The 20,629-nt window shown below is 43.0% G+C and carries 20 protein-coding genes; 3 read left to right on the top strand and 17 right to left on the bottom strand.

Annotated features, from left to right (window positions below; translation table 11 throughout):
• Nucleotides 1-171: 171 nt before the first annotated feature.
• From CWO27_RS01730 to CWO27_RS01655, 16 genes are all read right to left on the bottom strand, one after another.
• Nucleotides 172-798 (bottom strand): OmpA family protein, encoded by a 627-nt coding sequence (locus CWO27_RS01730; RefSeq protein WP_107898468.1) that lies wholly within the window; start codon nucleotides 796-798, stop codon nucleotides 172-174.
• Between the two features lie 8 nt (nucleotides 799-806).
• Complete coding sequence (locus CWO27_RS01725) at nucleotides 807-2,363, bottom strand: TadE/TadG family type IV pilus assembly protein (protein WP_107898481.1); 1,557 nt, start codon at nucleotides 2,361-2,363, stop codon at nucleotides 807-809.
• Between the two features lie 10 nt (nucleotides 2,364-2,373).
• Nucleotides 2,374-2,931, bottom strand: coding sequence for a tight adherence pilus pseudopilin TadF (tadF, locus tag CWO27_RS01720; protein WP_107898467.1), 558 nt, complete (start codon nucleotides 2,929-2,931; stop codon nucleotides 2,374-2,376).
• Complete coding sequence (locus tag CWO27_RS01715) at nucleotides 2,921-3,403, bottom strand: TadE/TadG family type IV pilus assembly protein (RefSeq protein WP_107898466.1); 483 nt, start codon at nucleotides 3,401-3,403, stop codon at nucleotides 2,921-2,923. Before CWO27_RS01715 ends, tadF begins: the two co-directional genes overlap by 11 nt.
• The gene (locus CWO27_RS01710; protein WP_107898465.1) at nucleotides 3,390-4,127 is read right to left on the bottom strand and encodes a tetratricopeptide repeat protein; all 738 of its coding nucleotides are present in this window, start codon (nucleotides 4,125-4,127) and stop codon (nucleotides 3,390-3,392) included. The genes CWO27_RS01715 and CWO27_RS01710 overlap by 14 nt, the downstream gene beginning before the upstream one ends.
• A 12-nt stretch (nucleotides 4,128-4,139) precedes the next feature.
• Complete coding sequence (locus CWO27_RS01705; RefSeq protein ID WP_102422951.1) at nucleotides 4,140-4,982, bottom strand: type II secretion system F family protein; 843 nt, start codon at nucleotides 4,980-4,982, stop codon at nucleotides 4,140-4,142.
• On the bottom strand, nucleotides 4,979-5,881 hold the full coding sequence (locus tag CWO27_RS01700; RefSeq protein ID WP_107898464.1) for a type II secretion system F family protein: 903 nt from the start codon (nucleotides 5,879-5,881) through the stop codon (nucleotides 4,979-4,981). Before CWO27_RS01700 ends, CWO27_RS01705 begins: the two co-directional genes overlap by 4 nt.
• 1 nt (nucleotide 5,882) lies before the next feature.
• Complete coding sequence (locus CWO27_RS01695; protein ID WP_107898463.1) at nucleotides 5,883-7,154, bottom strand: CpaF family protein; 1,272 nt, start codon at nucleotides 7,152-7,154, stop codon at nucleotides 5,883-5,885.
• A complete protein-coding gene (locus CWO27_RS01690) occupies nucleotides 7,151-8,392 on the bottom strand; it encodes an AAA family ATPase (RefSeq protein ID WP_107898462.1) in 1,242 nt (413 codons plus the stop codon). Before CWO27_RS01690 ends, CWO27_RS01695 begins: the two co-directional genes overlap by 4 nt.
• Entirely contained in the window at nucleotides 8,392-8,871 is a 480-nt protein-coding gene (locus tag CWO27_RS01685) for a hypothetical protein (protein ID WP_102431320.1), read from the bottom strand. The genes CWO27_RS01690 and CWO27_RS01685 overlap by 1 nt, the downstream gene beginning before the upstream one ends.
• Entirely contained in the window at nucleotides 8,868-10,232 is a 1,365-nt protein-coding gene (locus tag CWO27_RS01680; protein ID WP_102431321.1) for a type II and III secretion system protein family protein, read from the bottom strand. The genes CWO27_RS01685 and CWO27_RS01680 overlap by 4 nt, the downstream gene beginning before the upstream one ends.
• Nucleotides 10,232-11,056 carry a Flp pilus assembly protein CpaB gene (gene cpaB, locus CWO27_RS01675; protein WP_102431322.1) on the bottom strand — a complete coding sequence of 275 codons (825 nt, stop codon included), beginning with the start codon at nucleotides 11,054-11,056 and terminating at the stop codon, nucleotides 10,232-10,234. Before cpaB ends, CWO27_RS01680 begins: the two co-directional genes overlap by 1 nt.
• Nucleotides 11,057-11,076: 20 nt before the next feature.
• A complete protein-coding gene (locus tag CWO27_RS01670) occupies nucleotides 11,077-11,532 on the bottom strand; it encodes an A24 family peptidase (RefSeq protein ID WP_107898461.1) in 456 nt (151 codons plus the stop codon).
• A 125-nt stretch (nucleotides 11,533-11,657) separates the two neighbouring features.
• Nucleotides 11,658-11,870, bottom strand: coding sequence for a Flp family type IVb pilin (locus CWO27_RS01665; protein WP_102431324.1), 213 nt, complete (start codon nucleotides 11,868-11,870; stop codon nucleotides 11,658-11,660).
• A gap of 279 nt (nucleotides 11,871-12,149) precedes the next feature.
• Nucleotides 12,150-13,712: a methyl-accepting chemotaxis protein gene (locus CWO27_RS01660; protein ID WP_107898460.1), complete on the bottom strand. Its 1,563-nt coding sequence runs from the start codon at nucleotides 13,710-13,712 to the stop codon at nucleotides 12,150-12,152.
• 164 nt (nucleotides 13,713-13,876) lie between these two features.
• Nucleotides 13,877-14,344, bottom strand: a complete 468-nt coding sequence (locus CWO27_RS01655; RefSeq protein ID WP_102431673.1) for an Lrp/AsnC family transcriptional regulator — start codon at nucleotides 14,342-14,344, stop codon at nucleotides 13,877-13,879.
• A 153-nt stretch (nucleotides 14,345-14,497) separates the two neighbouring features.
• Between CWO27_RS01655 and CWO27_RS01650 the strand changes: the two genes are divergently transcribed.
• From CWO27_RS01650 to CWO27_RS01640, 3 genes are all read left to right on the top strand, one after another.
• Nucleotides 14,498-15,463 carry a hypothetical protein gene (locus tag CWO27_RS01650; protein WP_107898459.1) on the top strand — a complete coding sequence of 322 codons (966 nt, stop codon included), beginning with the start codon at nucleotides 14,498-14,500 and terminating at the stop codon, nucleotides 15,461-15,463.
• 524 nt (nucleotides 15,464-15,987) lie between these two features.
• Nucleotides 15,988-16,287 carry a hypothetical protein gene (locus tag CWO27_RS01645; RefSeq protein ID WP_107898458.1) on the top strand — a complete coding sequence of 100 codons (300 nt, stop codon included), beginning with the start codon at nucleotides 15,988-15,990 and terminating at the stop codon, nucleotides 16,285-16,287.
• Nucleotides 16,288-16,324: 37 nt separating this feature from the next.
• Nucleotides 16,325-19,081 (top strand): immune inhibitor A domain-containing protein, encoded by a 2,757-nt coding sequence (locus tag CWO27_RS01640; protein ID WP_107898457.1) that lies wholly within the window; start codon nucleotides 16,325-16,327, stop codon nucleotides 19,079-19,081.
• Nucleotides 19,082-19,329: 248 nt separating this feature from the next.
• On the opposite strand, the gene CWO27_RS01635 is transcribed toward CWO27_RS01640, so the two are convergent.
• Entirely contained in the window at nucleotides 19,330-20,505 is a 1,176-nt protein-coding gene (locus tag CWO27_RS01635; protein WP_107898456.1) for an MFS transporter, read from the bottom strand.
• Between the last annotated feature and the right edge of the window lie 124 nt (nucleotides 20,506-20,629).

Raw genomic sequence — 20,629 nt, 5'->3', positions numbered from 1 at the left:
CTAAAACGGTCTCCAATCTTAGTTGCGCACTTCAATGAGCTAGTAACGCCTCGTTGACAGGTAACATATAACCAATTCATAACATTTTCAGGGAAGTGACAAATCACCATTTTTGTCAACTTCCCATTATTTCAATAGGTAGCCAAGCTACAGACAGGTTAAGCTATGAATTTAGTCGACATTACCTGTAGATGTCCAAACTTCTGCTCGTCTGTTCTCTGCTCTTCCCTCTGAACTCTCATTAGAGGCGATCGGCTTGCTCTCACCAAAAGAACGAATAACCAAGCGATTCTTCTCTACACCATCAGCAACCAAAGCATTTGATGTTGTAAGTGCTCTTTGTAGCCCCAAAGCTTGGTTGTAGCCTTCATCACCAGTGCTGTCTGTGTGCCCATCAACAGTGACCGAGTTGCCACTAGCCTGCAATTCGCTAGCTAATTGAGTTAAGGCTTTGCTGCCCATTGGCGTTAAGTTGTGTTGATCAAACCCAAAGTGCAGACGAGCCAATAGCCCGTGGCGCTCTTGGTTACTTATCCAGGTCTTACATCCTGATTGATCCACACCAAACTTTGACTCACTGGCCAAAGTTTGTCTCAACTCGTCGTTATTTGATTTTTGCTCTATTTGCAGAAAACCCAACCGATGCTGCGCGATACCCACAATATTATCCACCGTTACACTGTGTTGATATTCACTATATGCCATATCACAATAAACGTTGATACTTTGTTCCGCGTTGACAGGAAAGCTAACTTGTAATGCCAAAAATACAATGGAACTGACCATTAATTTTTTCATCTTTACCTCTAGTATAATTTAGTTGTTCCGCTTGTTTTTTTTGAGCCTTCTCGGATGAGTTCTTCAATCTTTTTATTTAGCTCATCTACGTTAGATACATCAATCACATCCTTATCCGGATCAACTACGCAGTTTTGAAAGCCCACTTGTTTAGAGGTGTCAAAGTCAATCCCAATAACTCCTATATATAAGCCAGGTATCTCCTCCCTTGCTTTATCACACATACCTGCTGCAACTAGATCGTTAAGAATACCGTTATTAGGTGATTCGGCTCCATCGCTCAAAATAAGTAGCATCTTGAGCTTGTTAGCGTAAGTATTTTGCTCTTCTTGATCCGAGCTTCTAGGTTTACCGTCATTTAAAACTTGAAAGCCTTTTAATATGCCTTGATAAGCTGATGTTCCGCCCCCTGGGCTCATAGACTTAACCTTATTTAAAGCTGACAAATCGTTAGTCAGTGGTATATCATAAAACTGTAAAGGAGTATTGTACCCATGCCACTTAAGTAGCTTAGAGCCAGGTACAGTGTAGAAGTGAGACTTTAAATCAGATTTATCTGTAAACATGGTCGACACCGTTGTATAGATATCAACATACCTTTTACAATCTGTGATCGGCCACCCTCTCTTGACTACATCTACTACACGCTTAGCGTATTGTTGATTGTCCTTTTGTGGGGCAGGGCAAAGTTTTGAAATCTTTGCACAATTTTCTACCTCAGGGCGAGTATACCTACTCCAAAAATCGAGATCTAAATCATTGAAGGTATAACGTGATAAATTAGGTTTGTGGATATCTGAATAGCTCAACTGACTAATCAATTTAGCAGTGTGCTCACCGTCAAATTCCCTTGTACGAATGTTATAAGGCACAAAGCCAACTCTGTTAAGTAACTTGTCTCCAGTGGTATCGTCGCTTACTTCATCACATACCACCTTCCATTCACCGTCAACATATTGTTGCCGAGTAGAGGTACAGAGGATACTGCTAGATATCGTTTCAATAGCGGTTTTTAAGTCTTCGATTTTTTTGTGTACGCTACCCTCCTTCCACTTTTCAGTCATTGAACCAGAAAAGTCCGATACAAACACAAGATCAATGTTTTGACCAATATAATTAGAATACTTTCGCGCAAGAGAGCGACCTGCTAAAGTTTGCTGCTCATCAAACGAAGGGATAAAACGGCTCGCAAACCAAGAGTCATGGGTCGTCCTCGCATTAACCGTATATTGGACATATTCAAGAATCCCTGCTCCCTCATCTCTCGTTTGATGAAATCTCTGTGCAGAAAGATTGCTGGACTTAATATCTCTCACGTAATTCTCGACATATTGAGTGGCTAACATGCGAGCGAGGTCGGGTTTATCTTCAATGGTCACTGCTATCGCTGCCGCCTCTGCAGAGTCTCTCAACCGACTGGTCTCTTGTACGTAGCGTGTGCCTTCTACCGCCCAAAAGGTCACTCCCATGATAGGGACAAGTAACAAGCCCATCCATACCGCAGCAACCCCTTGTTGTTTTCGAAGGCTTGGGCGATGGATACTGATTTTCCGTTCAAGCTGCATTTTCATTTCATTATCTCCCTGGCATGATTGAAGAAGAGGCAATCTTAACGGTGGTATTTTTGCCACCATTAAAGAAAGGTTTGAACCAAGAGCTCTCTTCTTCGCAAAGGCTCACGCGATATAAGGGGTAAACAACGCCATTATCTACGGGAGCTAAATCAACATGTTCAATAATTGAATCGGTTTGACAGTTTAAGCTCTTGAACTTATTGCTACTAAACTCAGCAGCATTATTGTTGTTGGTTAACGACTCTATCTTGATTGCCACATTATCAACGGGCGTATTCAGCATTCGGCTTGCGACTTTCACCATATTACTTAGTTCTTTCCGTGTAACGGAAACGTTCTGTCCGGCGAGCACATCGCCATCAAAGTAACGAGAGCGTTCTTTGATAATATTCACCAAAGCAAAACTCGATCGATCGAGCTTTGCGCGGGTAAGTAATTGATGGCTCAAGTCAGCAGCAAACAGGTAAACACCCCAAAGGGCGACCAGTACGAACAGTAATTCAATGGTAAAAGAGCCCTTTTGACGAGACGCGGAACAGACACGTTGTTTACAGCTCATCATCTTTCCATCCCTCATGTTCCAAATTTAAAACCATGGTGCGAGAGATATCTCTATCTGCAGCACCTGCTAGCATAATGATCGGCGTGTAGCGGTAGGTTACAGTGATTTCGGCAAGGTCATAGTTGAAGTTCAAATTTTGGCCAGCGTGGCCTCTGTTTGCTACGAAATCATCGTAGTTTTTAAAATACCTTCCTTTGATCGAGAAACGTGAACCGTCAATTAAGAAGCGCCACAAGTTGTCATCATCTTCAATTAAGCTTCTGAACTTTTTCTCGTACTGCTCGTTGATCCCTTTACCCTCATAGATCTTGGCATTTCTGATGGTTTCTCTAAGCGAGTACTCGGTCATGTTCACGACGTAGATTTGATAGCTCGACTCAAAAATTGCGAAGGTTGCAAAGAACAGAACCAGAGCCCCCAATACAAACTCAATGGCAGTTACTCCCTTCTGCTTGTTAAGGTGCTTCATTAGACGCTCCCGTTTGAGTCAGCTCGACTGTAATAACCTGAATTTCTTGCGTCGAAAAGTCGTCTTTTAGTAGTTTTTGGGCTGAGTTGGCTTTGTCAGTTTTCATCAATGCTATCGCCAAGTTTGCTTTGACGATCTTATTCGCGGGATCTTCTTTCAACACCGGAGCTAACGTTTCAATCGCCTGATGATACTCACCATTAGCTATCTGAATCATCGCGATATTATTCTTTATTACAATGTCGTCGTAGCCACGTAAGCGAGCAAGACTCAGCTCCTGGTATGCTTTTTCGTACTGACCTATTTTTGCATATGACACACCGAGTAATACGTGGATTTGACCGGAATTGTTTCCGGCCTCAACCGAATTTATATAAGAGGAAATAGCACGGCCAATGTCATTTTTATCATCGAAAACTTGGCCCTCTAGCTGATACAAACTTGGGTTAACGATGCCCTCTTGATGAAGGTGTTGAACATAGAAATTTGCCGATTCGATATCACCTTTGTGAAAGTATGCCCAGGCCAGTCTCTGTTTCACAGCTGGATCTTCCGAGCCCTGCTCCAACTGGTATTTGTAATGGCTGATAAGACCATCGTAGTTTTTAACCTTCTCCATATTGGTCACATCAGCGTGCAGTTGTTCTTGCTCAGTAGGTGTCGATTGGCAACCCGCTAACAGGCTTAGCGTTAACAACATCAAATAAGTGCGCTTTTTATTCATTCGACCGGCCCTCTAGATACTCAATGTCATTTGCATGATGCTCGGTGCAAGAATCAAAATGACGATTGGAAACATGATAAATAAGATTAAAGGCACACTCATTTTGGCAGAGAGCTTACCGACCTTCTCCTCAACCGTAAGCATTTGCTCTTTACGCATATCCTCAGCAAGGTCACTGAGTATTTGTGCGACGGACGTTCCGTATTGCAAGTTCTGAATAATAGTCAGAACAAAACTTCTCACCGCAGGGGTTGGAATACGCTCCGAAAGGTCATTCAAAGCCTTTTCGATACCATGTATTTTACCTGAGTCAGATGTGCGCTTAATTTGGTAGCAAAGGTCAGAATCGAACTCTGCAAGCTCTAGAGCCAAATAGGCTAAACCAGCCTCTATAGTCATACCGGTTTGTACACATACTGACATCATGTCCAAGAGGTAAGGAAGCTGTGAGGAGGTTTTTCGGATAAGTATCTTACGGCGCACTTGCAACAAAGTATCTGGAAGTACAATTACAGTAATTAAAGAGGTAATCGCGACCAACAGTTGGTTACTCGAAGTCATGTCTCCCATCAGAATCAAAATAGAGACCAAAACCAATACCAATACCTTCGCGGGAAAATAGAACTTCGCCCATTTCGTGTTGTAATATCCCGCTTCGATCAGTTTCTGCTCGAGCTCATCATGATGCTCCTTGCCAAATCTAATGAAAAATCGATTCAAGCGCGAAGGCGGTTTAATAGCATCAGTCGCTAGATAATTCGCTAATTTCTGTCTGCGCTGTTCGGCCTGTAACGACTCGATGATCAAAAAGAGCAGCGACAAAAACAGCACAATAAGTGCAGCTAGTATCATCATGCGCGAACACCTCTTACTAATAACCAAACAATAAATAAGCCGATAAGCTCACTGCCCAGCACATAAAACAACACGACTCTCCCCTCGGGATCATGAAGTACAAAATCAACATTAGACGGATTGATTTGGTTAAGAATAACCATAAAAACCATAGGGATAGCAGCAACTATCTTGGCTGATATTCGGGCTTCCGAAGTCATTGCCATCTTCTTTTTTTCTAACGTTCTAGCATCGACCAACACACGAATTAATCGAGTCAACACACCTTTAAGTTGTCCGCCTCGCGCAATATTGGCTCTAAGCGTTACAGTAAAGAATAAAAACTCTGAATACGGGTAGTTTTTACACGAACGTTTAAGTACTACTTCCGGAGACTCACCTAACTTAAGTCGGTCTCCCATCAACTTAAACTCACGCCCGATAGGATTGTGCATCACTTCGCCGACATAGCTAATGGCGTGCATTAAACTGTCACCCGCCGTCACGGCACTCATCAGAATATTCAACGCGTCAGGGAAGGTATTTTCGAAATCTCGGCGCCTTTTAGTCGCCAAGAAACGATAGCCGAAAAAAGTAAAAACGAGAGCTAACACAGGTACACACCAAGCTTTAGTCATCGATAATAGATTTATCACGACGTACCAAGAGACGACCAAACTACCCATGATGTATAAAGCGATATACAAGGTTGAACGCGGCCCCAACACCATCAGGGTAGGTGAAATAGACTCTCTAAACCTGTGCCAAACCTGTCTCCCAACTAATGATTTCACGTTAATAGCGTCAAAACTTTCAACTTCTACGTCTTCAATATTGAAGAATTGATTGACTTTTTTTACCTTTGAATCTCGGATCAAAAGAAGTAAAAGAGCGAACAGGATCAATGAAATCCAAAGCATGCTAGACTCCCTTGAAGGATTCGATAAGCTCTTCATAAAGCCCAAAGAATTTCGCTTTTTTCACTAACTCAGAGCGCTGCATGATCCCATTGGTGACAAACTCCCCTTTCACATTTTCGCCGAAAAGAGCATCGTCGTACCGAAAGCCATAAATCTCTTCCATCACCACGCTATCGCCTTCAAGTCCAACAATTTCCGATATACTGGTAATTTTGCGCGTGCCATCACGAAGCCTATTAACTTGCACAACCATCTGAACGGCACTCACGATTGTTCTTCGAATCGCATCTAACGGCTGATTCAAGTTCGCCATCATCACCATTGATTCAACACGGGCAATTGCATCTCTCGGCGTGTTCGCGTGCAGTGTAGACATAGACCCATCGTGGCCGGTGTTCATCGCTTGCAACATCTCAAATGCTTCCGAGCCACGACATTCACCGAGAATAATTCGATCAGGACGCATACGAAGCGCGTTGATCACCAAGTCTCGCTGAGTCACAGCCCCAGTTTGTTCAACACTGGAGGTTCGCGTCTCAAGTCGAACTAAGTTAGGTTGTTGCAGACGCAGTTCAGCGGCATCTTCAATCGTGACGATACGTTCATCTTCCGCAATGTATTGAGACAAAGCGTTCAATAAGGTTGTCTTACCGGAACCAGTACCACCAGAGATAAGCACATTAATACGACAGCGAGACGCTATCATTAATACTCTCGCCATATCAGGTGACATCGAACCAAAATCGATCAAATCATCAAACCCGATATTCTGCTCTCTAAACTTTCGAATAGAGATCGATGTGCCATCCAGCGCAATCGGTGGAATCACGATGTTCACACGGCTACCGTCATCTAACCTGGCATCAACCGTTGGAGAGAGTTCATCAACGCGTCTGCCTACACGTGAAACGATACGCTTAGCAATAGCCAACAACTGCTCTTCATTCACAAACGAAACTTCGGACTTTTTGACCTTGCCATGTCGTTCGAAAAAGATGTTATTGGGCCCATTAACCATGATATCGGAGATAGACTGGTCTTCGACCAGTGGCTGCAAAGGACCAAGCCCAAACAGCTCGTCGATAAGGCTTTTCACTAAACCAGATTTCATCATCGATGTGATGGGTCTCTGGTAGCTATTGGCTAATAAGTTTACTGCCGCTTGTATCTGTGATTCTAGTTCTTTGCGGCTCATTTTCTGAACCGCTTCGGCGTCTAGCGCTTCAAAAATTTGACCACGAAAGGCGAGATATAAGTCTTTATTAGAACTCATTTAACACGCACCTTCTTTAACCAAGAGTTCATCGCTTTCTGGTCGATCGGCTGGCCATTAATAAGTTTGACCAACTGCTCCATAGAGTGACTAATATTTCGGTCGTGTTTATGTCCTCGCTTGCCATCAATAATGATGTGCGCAAGCGACTTACAATAATCAAACTCTAGATCAACACTCATTCCCAGATACTTATTAAGATCCGACTTTTCCAACACAAAAGAATTTTTAGGACGATGGTAGTTAGCGACCATAATGATGCGAGTACGCGACGACAAAGTCAGCTGTAAGCTCTCTATCTTTTCATAGAGCCGCTTAGCATTTCTCACCGATGACACCGATGCGTCAAACACCAACACAACCACATCAAAATTTTCTACCAAGAGTTGTGGTTCAACTTTGAAGTCCACAGCCCCAGAAAAATCTTCAATAATGAAGTTGGTGTTTCTCGCCAACAGTCCACATAAGGTTTGGCTATAATTAAAAATATCACTTGGGCTCTTCTCACCATCAATCGCTAATAAACGAAGATGCTTACGAGCATTAAAGAGGTAGCTCAATGCACCCTCTTCGTCCATTTCGTGTAATGGCGTGGTAAACTCATCAATGGTTCGCGGCATAAAATCTTTTAGCCCAAGCAAAACATCAATATTAGTACCAGCATTTTGATGGTCGACAAGAATCGTATCTGAGCCTTGTGTCGATAACAGTGACCCAAGCTCAGTAGAGATAAACGACGCGCCCACACCACCTTTGCTACCAACAATAGCAACGTGCTTTGCTTTACGTTTCTGGCTTACACCAGAAAAGGTTTTGAGGTTCTTACTCACGTGAGTTAAGAAGTCCGCAAATTCTTGTTTATTCACCGGCCAGAAAACGTAGTAGAACCCCATCTCTTTAAGAGAGCGAAGCGTTGAAATAGCATCTTCTTTACCTATAACTACCACGCCTTTATGAGTTGGTAGTTTACTAGCGAAAGCTTTTGCATCTTCTACAACATTGCTCGACTCATTAAGCTCAAGAATCACAATATGACTGCTTTGTTGCTCGGTAACTTTGGTTAATCCGGCCGTTGTGTTTACGCAAGCTGGCTCATCCCACCCTTCAAACAGAAATACTTCTTGAACTAGATTCAAACACTCTTGTGATTGATAAAATAACGTACACCCTGCCACACCGCTCGAGGTTATCAGAACTGGCTTGGCCTTGGTTGCTAACGCTTTTGTCAAATCAAACATTATTGTTCTCCTACCAATCTTGATTTGTGCGCCACTTGCTTCAATCTCATCGACTCAACAAAACAGTCAGACTGCCTCAAATTGACATGTATTTGGGCTGGCTTGCACGTTTGTGTCTTCAAGCGCGTTAGCGTTACTTTGATTCCTAGGTCACTTGGCAACGACTGGGCATACCGATAAACAACTCGTTGTGGTGTGATAATATGCGATGGATACTGTTTAAAAATACTCTGCAGCAGCTGTTTGTTCGCAGCTGACTTATAATCCACCACATAGGTAGCCTCTTTATCGACCGATTCAATTTCCTGTATCAAGTCACTAATCTGCTGAGCTGTTTTATCGCGTTTTTTAATAACAAACTCAAAACTATGGTGCTCTTTGTAAACTAGAGCTTCAGCACCTTGACCAACGAAATACTGTTCAGAAACACAGCCAAACAGTGAGGTAGAGAACAAGGCTATCAATGCTAATTTCTTCATTGGATAAACCCTCCTTGCGACAGCAGACGAATTGTTGCATCAGACGATGTCACTTCCTTACCATCCCATTTGATGTTCAACCAACGTGCCAATGTCGATGTCTTCTTAATGTACGGAAGTTGAATATCTTTTGGCTTCATTGGCTCCACTAGATTTACAGTAGCGACAATGACCAATTCGGTACGTTTTCTTTCGGTGGTTGCTTTTCTGAACGCGGCGCCAAGAACTGGAATATCACCAATAAATGGGATCTTTTGCATTTTTTCCAAATCAGCGCTGCTCATCAAACCACCCAGAACAAAGCTATCACCATCGGCCAGCTCCACCGTTGTCATTGCACGACGAGAAACAAGCTGTGGCACTTTGATACCAGCGGCTTCAACATAACCCTCAACTTCACTCACTTCAGGTGCCAGTTGCATTCGGATCTTGTCTTGGCTCAACACTTTGGCCGTTAGATCCAGCTTGATACCGAACTCTTTGAATGAGATGTTGACGTTATTATTGGAAGACATGATTACAGGTACTTCCCCGCCAACCAGAAAACTTGCAGACTCACCAGATAATACGGTTAAGTTCGGCTCAGCCAGAACCTCTGCGATCTGGTCATTTCCTAACGCTGTAATTAAGGTAGTGAGATTAGCCGCATCGAATTGGTCAAAAACAAATTGCCCGACACTTGAACCTACCGTGCTCCAATCAGAACCGATGGTTTGTCCAAACGATTCTGTCACTTGCGCGACCGATATTTTGACGTTCACCTGCTGAGTCGTGGCGACTTCAATTCGCTCGATGATCCCTTGCCACGTCATATTGCGAGCAAACACCATGCTTTCAGACTCTTCATAATCCGAACTGTCGGATTTAAATTTTAGCTTTTGTGTTTTGTCCCATTTCTCCATTTTTTCTCGGTCTAGTAACGTCGCGACCAAGCGATAAATATCGTCACGCGTTTCTTCTGAATCAACGATACCACTCACTGCAACTTGCTCACCTATTGACTGAACCTTTACTTGAGCGTCAGGAAAATGGAATTTAAGTTGTTTTCTGACGTCCGTTAAGTTCAAATCAACAATAATACGGTCGGATAGCAGCACATCGTTATCCACTCCATAGACAATCAATCGCGATTGGCCCACACTGTTCGCAAACACAACAAGAGTGCTATCGTTGATTACCTTGTAATCGACGATGTTAGGGTTGTTTATGAACACTTGACCGATTGGTGTTTTAAGTTGAATGTGTTGGCCATCATTTAAAGTGATAGAACGATCAGCAGCGAAAGTGTTTGTTGTTGAAAGTAAGCCAAACAGCGTTACTAGAATGGAGCCAAACAATGCTCCTTGATGGATAATCCTCATCACAAAGCCTCTCTTGGGTTGTTCTCATTACCACGTAACTCATTAACTCCTGTGTAGTTATCAATGATGTTACGCACCTCGGCAAACTCAGGCTGACTATAGGTTTGGCTGCGATAAATTTCGATGTGCATGGTTCGTTGTGCAAGGGCGAGTTTGGGTAGATCATCCGGGCCTACTTCAATGACAACCGTCATTAAGCCAGCTTCTTCACTTGGAGAGCGAGCAGTAATCGATCTATCCCCTGTGTCATCATTTCCAATATTGAGCACCTTGACATGTTTCAAAAACATCGACGCCTTAACTCCGCGAAAACGCTTCGGCTTATCTAGGTTGCCAGCCAAATTAGCATGAGGAGAGCTCACCGTAAGCACATCGACAAAAGACCCCGGCCGGATGTAGTCATTAATCAAGTTTTTATCGCTAACTTTCAATGGGTACAATGTCATGTTCTCGGTAACGAGAAGATCGATGTAGCCAGGTCTACCAGGGCTCACTTGATATTCAGGTAATACCACATCACCAGAGCGCAGGTTTCGATTTAATAGAATGGAAGGCGAGAAACTGATTTGTGTATCTTCTCTGACACCAAGTTTTAGTGCTTCACTAAGAGGCAATTGTTGTTTAACAACGTCTTGTGCATTGACTGCATGCCCTTTTTTAAGCGCTTCAGTTGCAATCCACACTCCCACATGTTCTTCGCTTTTTTCTACGACCACTTCATCAGCAGTGTTCGGCTCGGTTTCAGTCTTAAACAAATCGACAGCGCCTAATGCGCCCACGATTAAAGCAGCGATGGCAACAAGTAATACCAGTCGTGATCTCATAATATTCTCATTTTTTGAGGTTATATATATGGCGTAGATTTGGTTAAAATAACCAAATAGAATCCGATACTGATAGCCACACCATACGGAATACCTTTTTGATCATTCAACGTTTTTTTCGCTAGTATTTTGTTAATCAACTTTGTCTTTACGAGATAAAAAACAACTAAAATCCCACCAGAAAAAGCCATCATAACGAGTGCCCAAACTAGATCATGAACAGGAATGGTAAGTGATAAGACAGATGCATATTTAATATCACCAGCACCAATCCAAATTAGCTTATAAAGAACAAGCCCTATACTTAGCACAAGTAGAAAGCTGATCGTTTGAATGTCTAATGGGGATAAGGAACACTGCAAAATCAGCAATACGTATAAGGCGTTATTTTGTATTTTTCGGTAGAGAAAGTCAGTGGCTGACACATATATAATCAATATCGCCAAACCTACTAGATAAAATTCATGACTAAAAATAGGGACGCCACATAGTTTGAGTAAAATAATTTCATTTTATAGCGAAAATAAATTATGCCAGACATCTTTAACATGGTACTGGCATAATGATTTGCTATATTAAACTTCCTAGCGAATAGGATTTATTATGACTTATCACTTGCAGTGTCGATAGCAGTTGCTACTTGTGCGAACGCACCTTCAAGCTTGCCAATGAAACCTGTAGGGCCCACAGCTGTAGTTACTAATACAGCCATTGCAACAGCAATCAGGCCATATTCGATCGCAGTCACGCCGCGTTCATCGTTTTTAAATGAATGGAAAAAATTGCTAGCAGACACGTATGCTTTAGTTAACATTAGATCTTTACCTATACAGTTGAATATCAATAATTGACTCGCTTTGAGCAAGTTAATCATCACACTAAAATTCAAGAACTAACACATAGCTAAGTTAAGCAAGTTTAAGGTAAGAGTTTTATCCTAATTACTGAATAGCCAACAAACTGAATGTTATAAACATTAAACTCCTTAATACTATGTAACAGATAAATAAAAGCCCCGCTAAAAAGCAGGGCTGAACATTTACATTTTGTTTAATTTTGACATTTTTAATAGAGATTAAAACTTAATACATCGCTACTTTTCTTCAAAACGTTTAGCTAACTGATAGAACTCGTTTACTTGTTCTTTAAGCTCTGTCGAATGATCCTTCACAGAATGAGTGGCAACTAAATTCTGTTCTGCAGTCGACGCGATAGATTGCATGTGAAGATTAACCTCGCTCGAGAGAGTACGTTGCTTATGTGCAGAACTTTCAACAGACTGCATCAATTCGTTCATGGATTGCATTAGGTTTTCAACTTCCGACAAGCGCTCGGCACTCACCTTTGCAACATCACCACACGCATCCGTTTGCTCTCTGTTTGCAAGGATATCTTTTTGCCAGCCTTCAATCGTTGCCAGCATGGTATCAATACTCTCTTTGATCTGAACCGTAGCCTTTGACGTTCGACCCGATAGCGCGCGTACTTCGTCGGCAACGACGGCAAAACCTCGTCCTTGTTCGCCCGCTCTAGCCGCTTCAATCGCAGCGTTCAATGCCAACAAGTTTGTTTGTTCGGCGATTCCACCAATCTCTTCCATAATCTTGCTTACGCTCTGCGCTTGGTCGCTCAGTTGGTAAGTCGTTTGCGTCGCCTTTTCGGCCTGAGAAGCTAGGCTCTCTAAGTTTTGATGAGTTTGGTTAATGCTCTCTTTAGCGCCGGCACAGGTTTGCAAAGTCACATCAACAATCTGGTGCGCTTCTTCAGTACGAGAAGATACCTCGTTCGCGGTGACTTCAACCTCTTCCGTTGCTTCACGCACTTGTAGAATGTCTTTTGTTTGTTGATCTAACGCTTCTGATACTTCAAATGATGTGGCATTCAGATTATCGGCTAAGTCCTGCAGCGGTTTCGCAGAATCAGTCATACGGCCGAGTACCGTGCGAATTCGAGCAGACAAAAGTTTTAAGTGAAAATCGGCTACGGAGAATTTGCTGTTACCTGAATAAACAAGGCGGCTCACACTGTCGAATTTCGACTGCAGTTTTTTCAGCTGTAAAGGAGTATCAATCAGCTCTTGTCGGAAAAGCAGAGCTAATGCTGAAACAGGCAGCAAGCTAAGAAGCCATTGGGATACCTGCCCTACTTCGACAAGGTTTGAAATCAGAGGCGCAGCCAGAGAACCCAACAACACCGCATAGCGAACACTATCACTGATCTGCAATGACCATTGGCGGCCAGATTTCTCAGCCTTCAATAAGCCTTGGTAGGCCTTATCTGCAACCTGCACCCACTCGTTCTTCGGTTTAACACGAACAGACTGATAACCACTCACCTTGCCGCTCTCGTAGATGGGAGTAACGTAAGCATCGACCCAGTAATATCCACCAGATTTAGTCTTATTTTTTACAATCCCGCGCCATGCCTTACCTTGCTTCAGATTAACCCACATATCGGCAAACGCCGCTTTAGGCATATCACCATGCCTAACAATATTGTGGTGTTGCCCTAGCAATTCTTGTTGGCTGTATTCTGCGATGCGACAAAAAGCATCATTACTATAAGTAATCACGCCTTTAAGGTCGGTGGTTGATACGAGTTGTTCGTTTTCGCTGAGAAGCGTTTCACGAGATTGAGAAGATGAGCTGACAGTCATTATATTAACTTTTGTTAATTATTATTTTAGGCGAGGAATATATACAATTATTAAAGTTATGACAAAATGTGAACATCACATTTTGTGTAAATGCCTGCTATTTAAACAAAAATAAGCCAGGTACCTCACAAAGCTCAATGCCTCACGTCTCTTCAATCTAACGATTACGACTCATCTAAGTTCACGGCGGTACTAAACTTCACAGTTCTCATTGACACAGAGGTGTGGAACTTACGAATGTTCAAATCTTTACGCAGTACCCGCTCAACAAAATCTTCATAAGCTTGAATGTCTTTGACCGTAACAATCAACATGAAGTCAAAGCTGCCTGAAATTTGGTAACACTGAGTCACTTCCGCAGCCTTCGAAATAGAGTAGCGAAATATCTGATAGATGTCCCCTCGATCTCGCTCCATTTCTACAGACACAACCAAAGTCATCTTACTGCCTGTAAGCTCAGGATTGATGATAGACACATCACCGACGATTACGCCCTCCTCTCTCAAGCGCCTTACTCGCTTTAAACAAGCAGGTGGTGACAAGCCAACAACCTCAGCCAGCGCCTGATTAGGAATTCGGTTATTCTTTTGAAGCTCTACGAGAATGCTTCGATCTATTCGGTCTATTTCCATAATTTCTTACAACCACAGCTTTGTGACTTATAATTTCCAATTCTACGACAATTAAAAAATTTCACGCAACTTCACAAAGTAATTTCAAAATTACGATCACAGCAATCGCGATAAGATCTTCTCATACAACATAATCGAACAATGGTCGTAACAATGAAATTCACTTATCAATTTTTTAAAGAACTCCTTAAAGAAATTTTCGATGTCACCTCGACGCTTTTTCGAATCATGATTCCAATCATCATCGTGATAAAGGTAGTTGAAGAGCTCGGCGGCATCATGAGTCTTAGCGAATGGCTGAGCCCAATAATGGAAAGTGTTGGCTTACCGAAAGAAATGGGGTTGGTATGGGCAACCACCATACTCACTAACATCTATGCAGGGTTGATTATTCTCATCAGTTCCGATGTTCCCCTTACTGTCGCTCAAGCCTCAGTATTAGGCAGCATGATGCTTCTCGCCCATTCATTGCCAATTGAAGGCGCAATAGCGAAAAAAGCAGGCGTAAGCTGGCTTGCCACCTTATCAGTCAGAGTCGGCGGCAGCTTGGTATTGGCATGGCTACTGAATCTCAGCTATCAATACGGAGATTTACTCAACTATCCAGCAACCGTTTTATGGCAGCCAGAAGTATCGTCAGATAACAGTTACATCGGTTGGGCTATCGAACAACTCAAAAACTTTGCAGTGATATTCATGGTGATTTCAGCACTGCTACTGTTACTTAAAGTTTTAAAGGTTCTTGGCATCGAGAAGTTAATGGCTCTGCTGCTACGACCATTTTTAAGACTACTAGGCATCAGCAAAGATGCGACCAATCTAACCATCATAGGGATCACGCTCGGTCTTTCGTTCGGTGGCGGGTTATTGATCAACGAAGCAAAGAAAGGACATATAGCCGCAAGAGACGTGTTTACCGCCATTATGCTACTCAACCTGCTCCATAGTTTGATTGAAGACACCTTGTTGATCTTGCTGATTGGGGCTAATTTTTACACCATATTCTGGGGAAGAATCGTATTTTCAGTCCTCATCGTTGCTTTAATTTCGCACGCTATTAAACGTGTCAAACCAACGATTTGTGAGCGTTACTTTTATCGCGACGTATCCCAATCATAACAGCGAAAACTCACCTTAAACCTTTTAGCAAAAGAGCCGACACACAGGCTCTTTTATCATCAGCTTTTTCACTACCCAACTTGTTCGCCGCTCCAACCCAAAAATTTGCGTAACATTGCGCCCACAAGCGCTTTCACCTCTCCTCAATCGAAGAAATCGTGATAATTCGAGTGAAAATAATTTAAACACGAATAATCCATCATTGGGCTGACAATAAAATTCACTATTCTTATATCAACACAAAGTATAAAGGTATTTTTATTACTATCTAAAGCCTTACCTCTATTAACACGAGAGACAATAACCATATTATCCACACTGATACTTACTATTAAAACAATCAACTATAAATTCACCAAAATGAAATAAATAACTGACAATAAGATAATTATCTAAGGCTATTTGATATTAACTCTTAATGTTGAAAATAGGATAGACAATAACTTGTAAAAATTTACAGTTTGATTGGTTAATTTTATAAATATATTTTGTTACACAATCGAAACAAATGGCTAATTATAACAATGTCACATAAAACAATGGCTTTAATGGTTCTGTCCTTATCCTCACTGTCACAGGCTTCCACTATAGAGAATGATGAACCATTGCTGAGGTCATTGATTGAACAAGGCATTATCTGTCCCGGCTTAAATTATGAGGACAACCAAGAAGCTTTGCGTATCTATCTCAATGCCAAAGCAAATAAGAACCATCAGCCTAATTTCGATTTAAATAAAGATATAAAAAACCAACGTCAGGTAAATAAAGCACCAAAAGAGTGCATTAGACCAATATCGGTGAATAACACCGGTGAAGGAAGTTGATATTAATATCGACATGGAAATATAAAAAGGAAATGTAATGAAGATAATGAGAAAGACGTTGCTGGCTTCAGCAATGATTACTCTATTTAGCGTCAACAGTTATGCTAAAACACCTATTGATTTAGGTGTTGTTAATGAAGATAAGCTAATTGAAATGCTAGTAAGACAAGGCTTAGTTGATGAAAACGCTAGCGATCAAGAAAAACACAGCGCCCTTGATCGTTACCTAAAAAGTAAAATCAATTCGGGTTTTAAAGGTGATGCGCAATTTGGCAAAAAAGCCATGGAGCTGAGAGCAAAGATTCTAAAAGCCATCGAAAAAGAGTCCGGCGTCAAAAAAGCGAGTGTTTTCGCACTGGAAATGGGTACCAAACGCACGGACAAAGTGCTCGCGCTGCTTGTCGACTTCCCTGATCTAAACTGGGACGATAACAAGCTCACTAAAGAGCACACGCAAATGCTCTACGAGAGCTACAACCCAGAACACTACCAAGAGTTACTGTTTTCTGATTCAGGCTATACCGGACCAAATGGTGAAAACTTAATCTCGATGCGCCAGTATTATCAAAGTGAGTCAGGCGACAGTTACAGTGTGGCTGGTCAAGCCGCAGGTTGGTATCGAGCTTCTAAGCCAGCAGCTTTCTACGGTGGTAACTCCCCGACAACGGATAACGACCTAAATGCTCAAGAGCTCGTTCGCGAAGCCCTCAACCAGTTAGCTCAAGACCCTAGCATCAACCTCGCTGATTACGATATCGAAGATCGTTACGATTACGATGGTGACGGAGACTTCCGTGAGCCAGACGGCGTAATTGATCACCTAATGGTGTTCCATGCCTCTGTAGGTGAAGAAGCCGGTGGCGGTGTGTTAGGTCCTAATGCAATTTGGTCTCACAGATTCAACCTTGGGCGCACACATGTGCTAGAAGGCACCTCTAGCTCGCTTCCAGACCGCTTTAATGGCCAGTACGCGGCGTTTGATTACACGATTCAACCGATTGACGCAGCAGCCGGTGTTTGTGCTCACGAATATGGCCATGATTTAGGCCTTCCAGATGAGTACGACACACAATACACGGGTAAAGGTGAACCTGTTTCTTATTGGTCTATCATGTCTTCAGGCAGCTGGGCTGGTCAAATTGGCGGTACTCAACCAACCGCATTCAGTTCTTGGGCAAAACACTTCCTACAGAAGTCTATTGGTGGTCGTTGGATTAATGATGACCAAATCTCAATTGATGACCTGGAAGACAATCCACAAATTTACACCCTGTTCCAAACGACAGATAACTCTCGTCCGAACATGATTAAGGTCGACCTTCCAGAGAAACAAATCGAAGGTTTGAAACCGTTCGAGGGTGAGTACTCATTCCACTCTCAAAAAGGCGACGACCTGAAAAATAGCATGACCCGTAAGCTGGAAATCCCGGCGGGCGATTCTGCAATGCTTACCTTCAAAACTTGGTACCAAATCGAAAAAGACTATGACTTTGCTCGTGTTCTTGTGAACGGACAAGCCATCGCAGGCAACATCACTTCTATGGATGACCCCTACAATACCGGCCTAGTTCCTGCGGTTGGTGGAGAGTCTGACGGGTGGATTGATGCTGAATTTGATGTTTCTCAATGGGCAGGACAAGAAGTCGAGCTTTCGTTCGAGTACATCACCGATGGCGGCTTAGCCATGGAAGGTTTCTACTTAGACAACCTGAGCCTTGTCGTTGACGGCGGCACGGTTGCGGTAGATGACGGCGAAGATAACTCTAGCTTTGCGCTTAATGGCTTCAAATTGAGCAATGGTTTCCATCAAGCTCAACACTACTACCTACTGCAATGGCGCAGTCATATGGACGTGGATGAAGGCTTAGCGAATATCAAGCGCATGGGCCAGCTCATGTCGTTCGATCCAGGTCTGATCATTTGGTATGTCGATGAGTCGCTCACTGATAACTGGGTAGGCAAGCATCCAGGAGAAGGCTGGTTAGGTGTGGTCGATGCAGACCAAAATGCCATGATTTGGCAAAACTCAGGAAAAGTCGCTCAAACACGTTACCAAGTCCGTGATGCCGCGTTTTCACTGAAAGACCATACTCCTATGCGTCTTGTGAACAGTGACAACGATGTGCTTCAGGACACAAACCTAGTGGGTACAGCAAGCTTCTCTGATGATCAAGATTACACATCACCACAAGCTCCTGATTCGGGTCGTATTTTGACTAAGTTTGGCTTGGTGGTAGACATTGTTAACCAAAGCGATGTCAACGAATACGGTGTGGTACGTCTGTCGAAAGTAAGCCAACACAACATCGCGCCAACAGCGAACTTCGAACTCAATACAGATGGGTTGAACGTCTCAGCTCGCAACTTCAGTTCGGATCAAGATGGCGAAATCATCAGCTACCTATGGGACTTCGGCAACGGCGTAACAAGCAGTGAAATAGCGCCAACGTGGACTTACCAAGACGCCGGCGAATACACAGTCAGCCTAACGGTAGTCGACGACAAAGGTGTTAACGCATCGTTTAGCTCAATCGTTAATGTTGAGGTTCCAAACGCGCTTCCTGAAGCAAGTGCGAAGTACATTCACTTAGGTCGTTGGGTCACCATGTGGTCAACAAGCTCAGACAGTGATGGGCGAATTGTCGATACAGAGTGGACATTACCAAATGGAAAAGTGAAACGAGGTCGTACATTCACTTCTATCTTCCCTTCATACGGGAAACACGAGGTGACCTTGAAGATAATTGATGACCAAGGCGGGATCACGACTAAGACCATTATGGTCGACCTATAAGTCGCTTCTAGCTCAAATCATTGAAATAAGTACGTAGACAATAACGTGCGTACTGATAAACCAACTTAAGTACTGCTGTCTTTGGCATGAGTCAGGACAGTAGTTTTAAGAAAACGTTATTATTTAAGCCGTAAGCAAGAGCCCTACCGTCATCGGTAGGGCTTTTTATTGGTCTGTGCTTCGGAAAAGCTAGCCTAACGCTCTGTTCAAATGAAGAGGTCTATCTCACCCAAACAGGTGACAACTACTCACACCGGCTGCTTTTGAATGCGAGATTTACGTGCGCTAAATGCAAACAATAAAATAACGGCTAGCACAAATGGCAATACGTAGATATTGAGGTTTTGCCAGCCCGCAGTCGACTCTAACCAACCAGAAAGCAACGCCGTTACTGTCACACAGCCAAAGACAACAAACTCATTAAACGCTTGAGCCTTCGCTTTGTTCTGCGGTTGATAAGATTGACTGAACAAACCGGTTGCCGCGATGAACATAAAGTTCCAGCCTACCCCGAGTAAAACCAAAGCCGCTCTGAAATGCCAGATTGATTCGCCATGAATGTTGATAGCAATACAAACAACGAACAACACCCCACCCGCCAAAATCATCATTCGTGAACCAAACTTCTCAATAAGTGAGCCAGTAAAGAATGCCGGGACAAACATACCCAATACGTGCCACTCAATCACACCGGCGGCTTTAGTAAAGTCGAATCCACAACCGATCATCGCCAATGGTGTTGCCGTCATTAGGATATTCATCACGGCATAAGCGACCATTGCAGCAAACACAGCACCAATAAAGTTAGGCGCTTTCACTATCACACTAAGAGGATCGGATTTAGGAGCCTGACTATTAAAAGAGGCTGTTGGAAATTGAATGGTTTGTAAGATGAGTAACGCAAGAATGTTCAAGCCAATCAATGAAGCGAACGCACCAATATATAGGCCATCTTGTGACCATTGCTGAGACATAATCGCTAAGTTCGGCCCGAGTACCGCCGCAAGGACACCACCAGCCATTGAAATCGAGATTGCGCGGTGTCGTGCATTTTCATCACACACTTCGATAGCAGCGAAACGATAAAGCGTACCAAAACCAATACCTATCCCGAGCAAAAATGTGGCGAAGCAAAACAAGTAGAAATGCTGCTGAGATAAAGCGTAGGTAGCAAGGCTTGCCCCTGTAATGCCAACGACATTACCAATGCTAAACCCTCTCTTTCGTCCTAGCTTACCTGAAATTAAAGACGCAGGAATCGTGGCAGCCATTAAGCCTAAAAACTGAAGCGCAACGGGCAAAGTAATCATGCTGACACTGGGTGCAATCTGCTTGCCTATCAAGCCAATCACCGAAATCAGTAAGATGTTCCCCGTCATCAATAAGGCCTGACACAGTGAGAGCAGCCAAACATTTCTATTCATCTTAGTTCCTAAATATGAGCACAGTTGGTCAATAGACCAAATAATCAACAAAGTCGCAACACTTTGTTACTCAAAACAACTCCAGCAAACAACCGAAAGCTCTGCTTCGAACAATATTCAATCC

It is taken from the genome of Vibrio sp. 10N.286.51.C3 (assembly GCF_003050065.1).
Taxonomy (GTDB): domain Bacteria; phylum Pseudomonadota; class Gammaproteobacteria; order Enterobacterales; family Vibrionaceae; genus Vibrio; species Vibrio crassostreae.
Note: the sequence above shows the minus strand (reverse complement) of the source record. Positions and strands in the feature narration are given on the sequence as shown.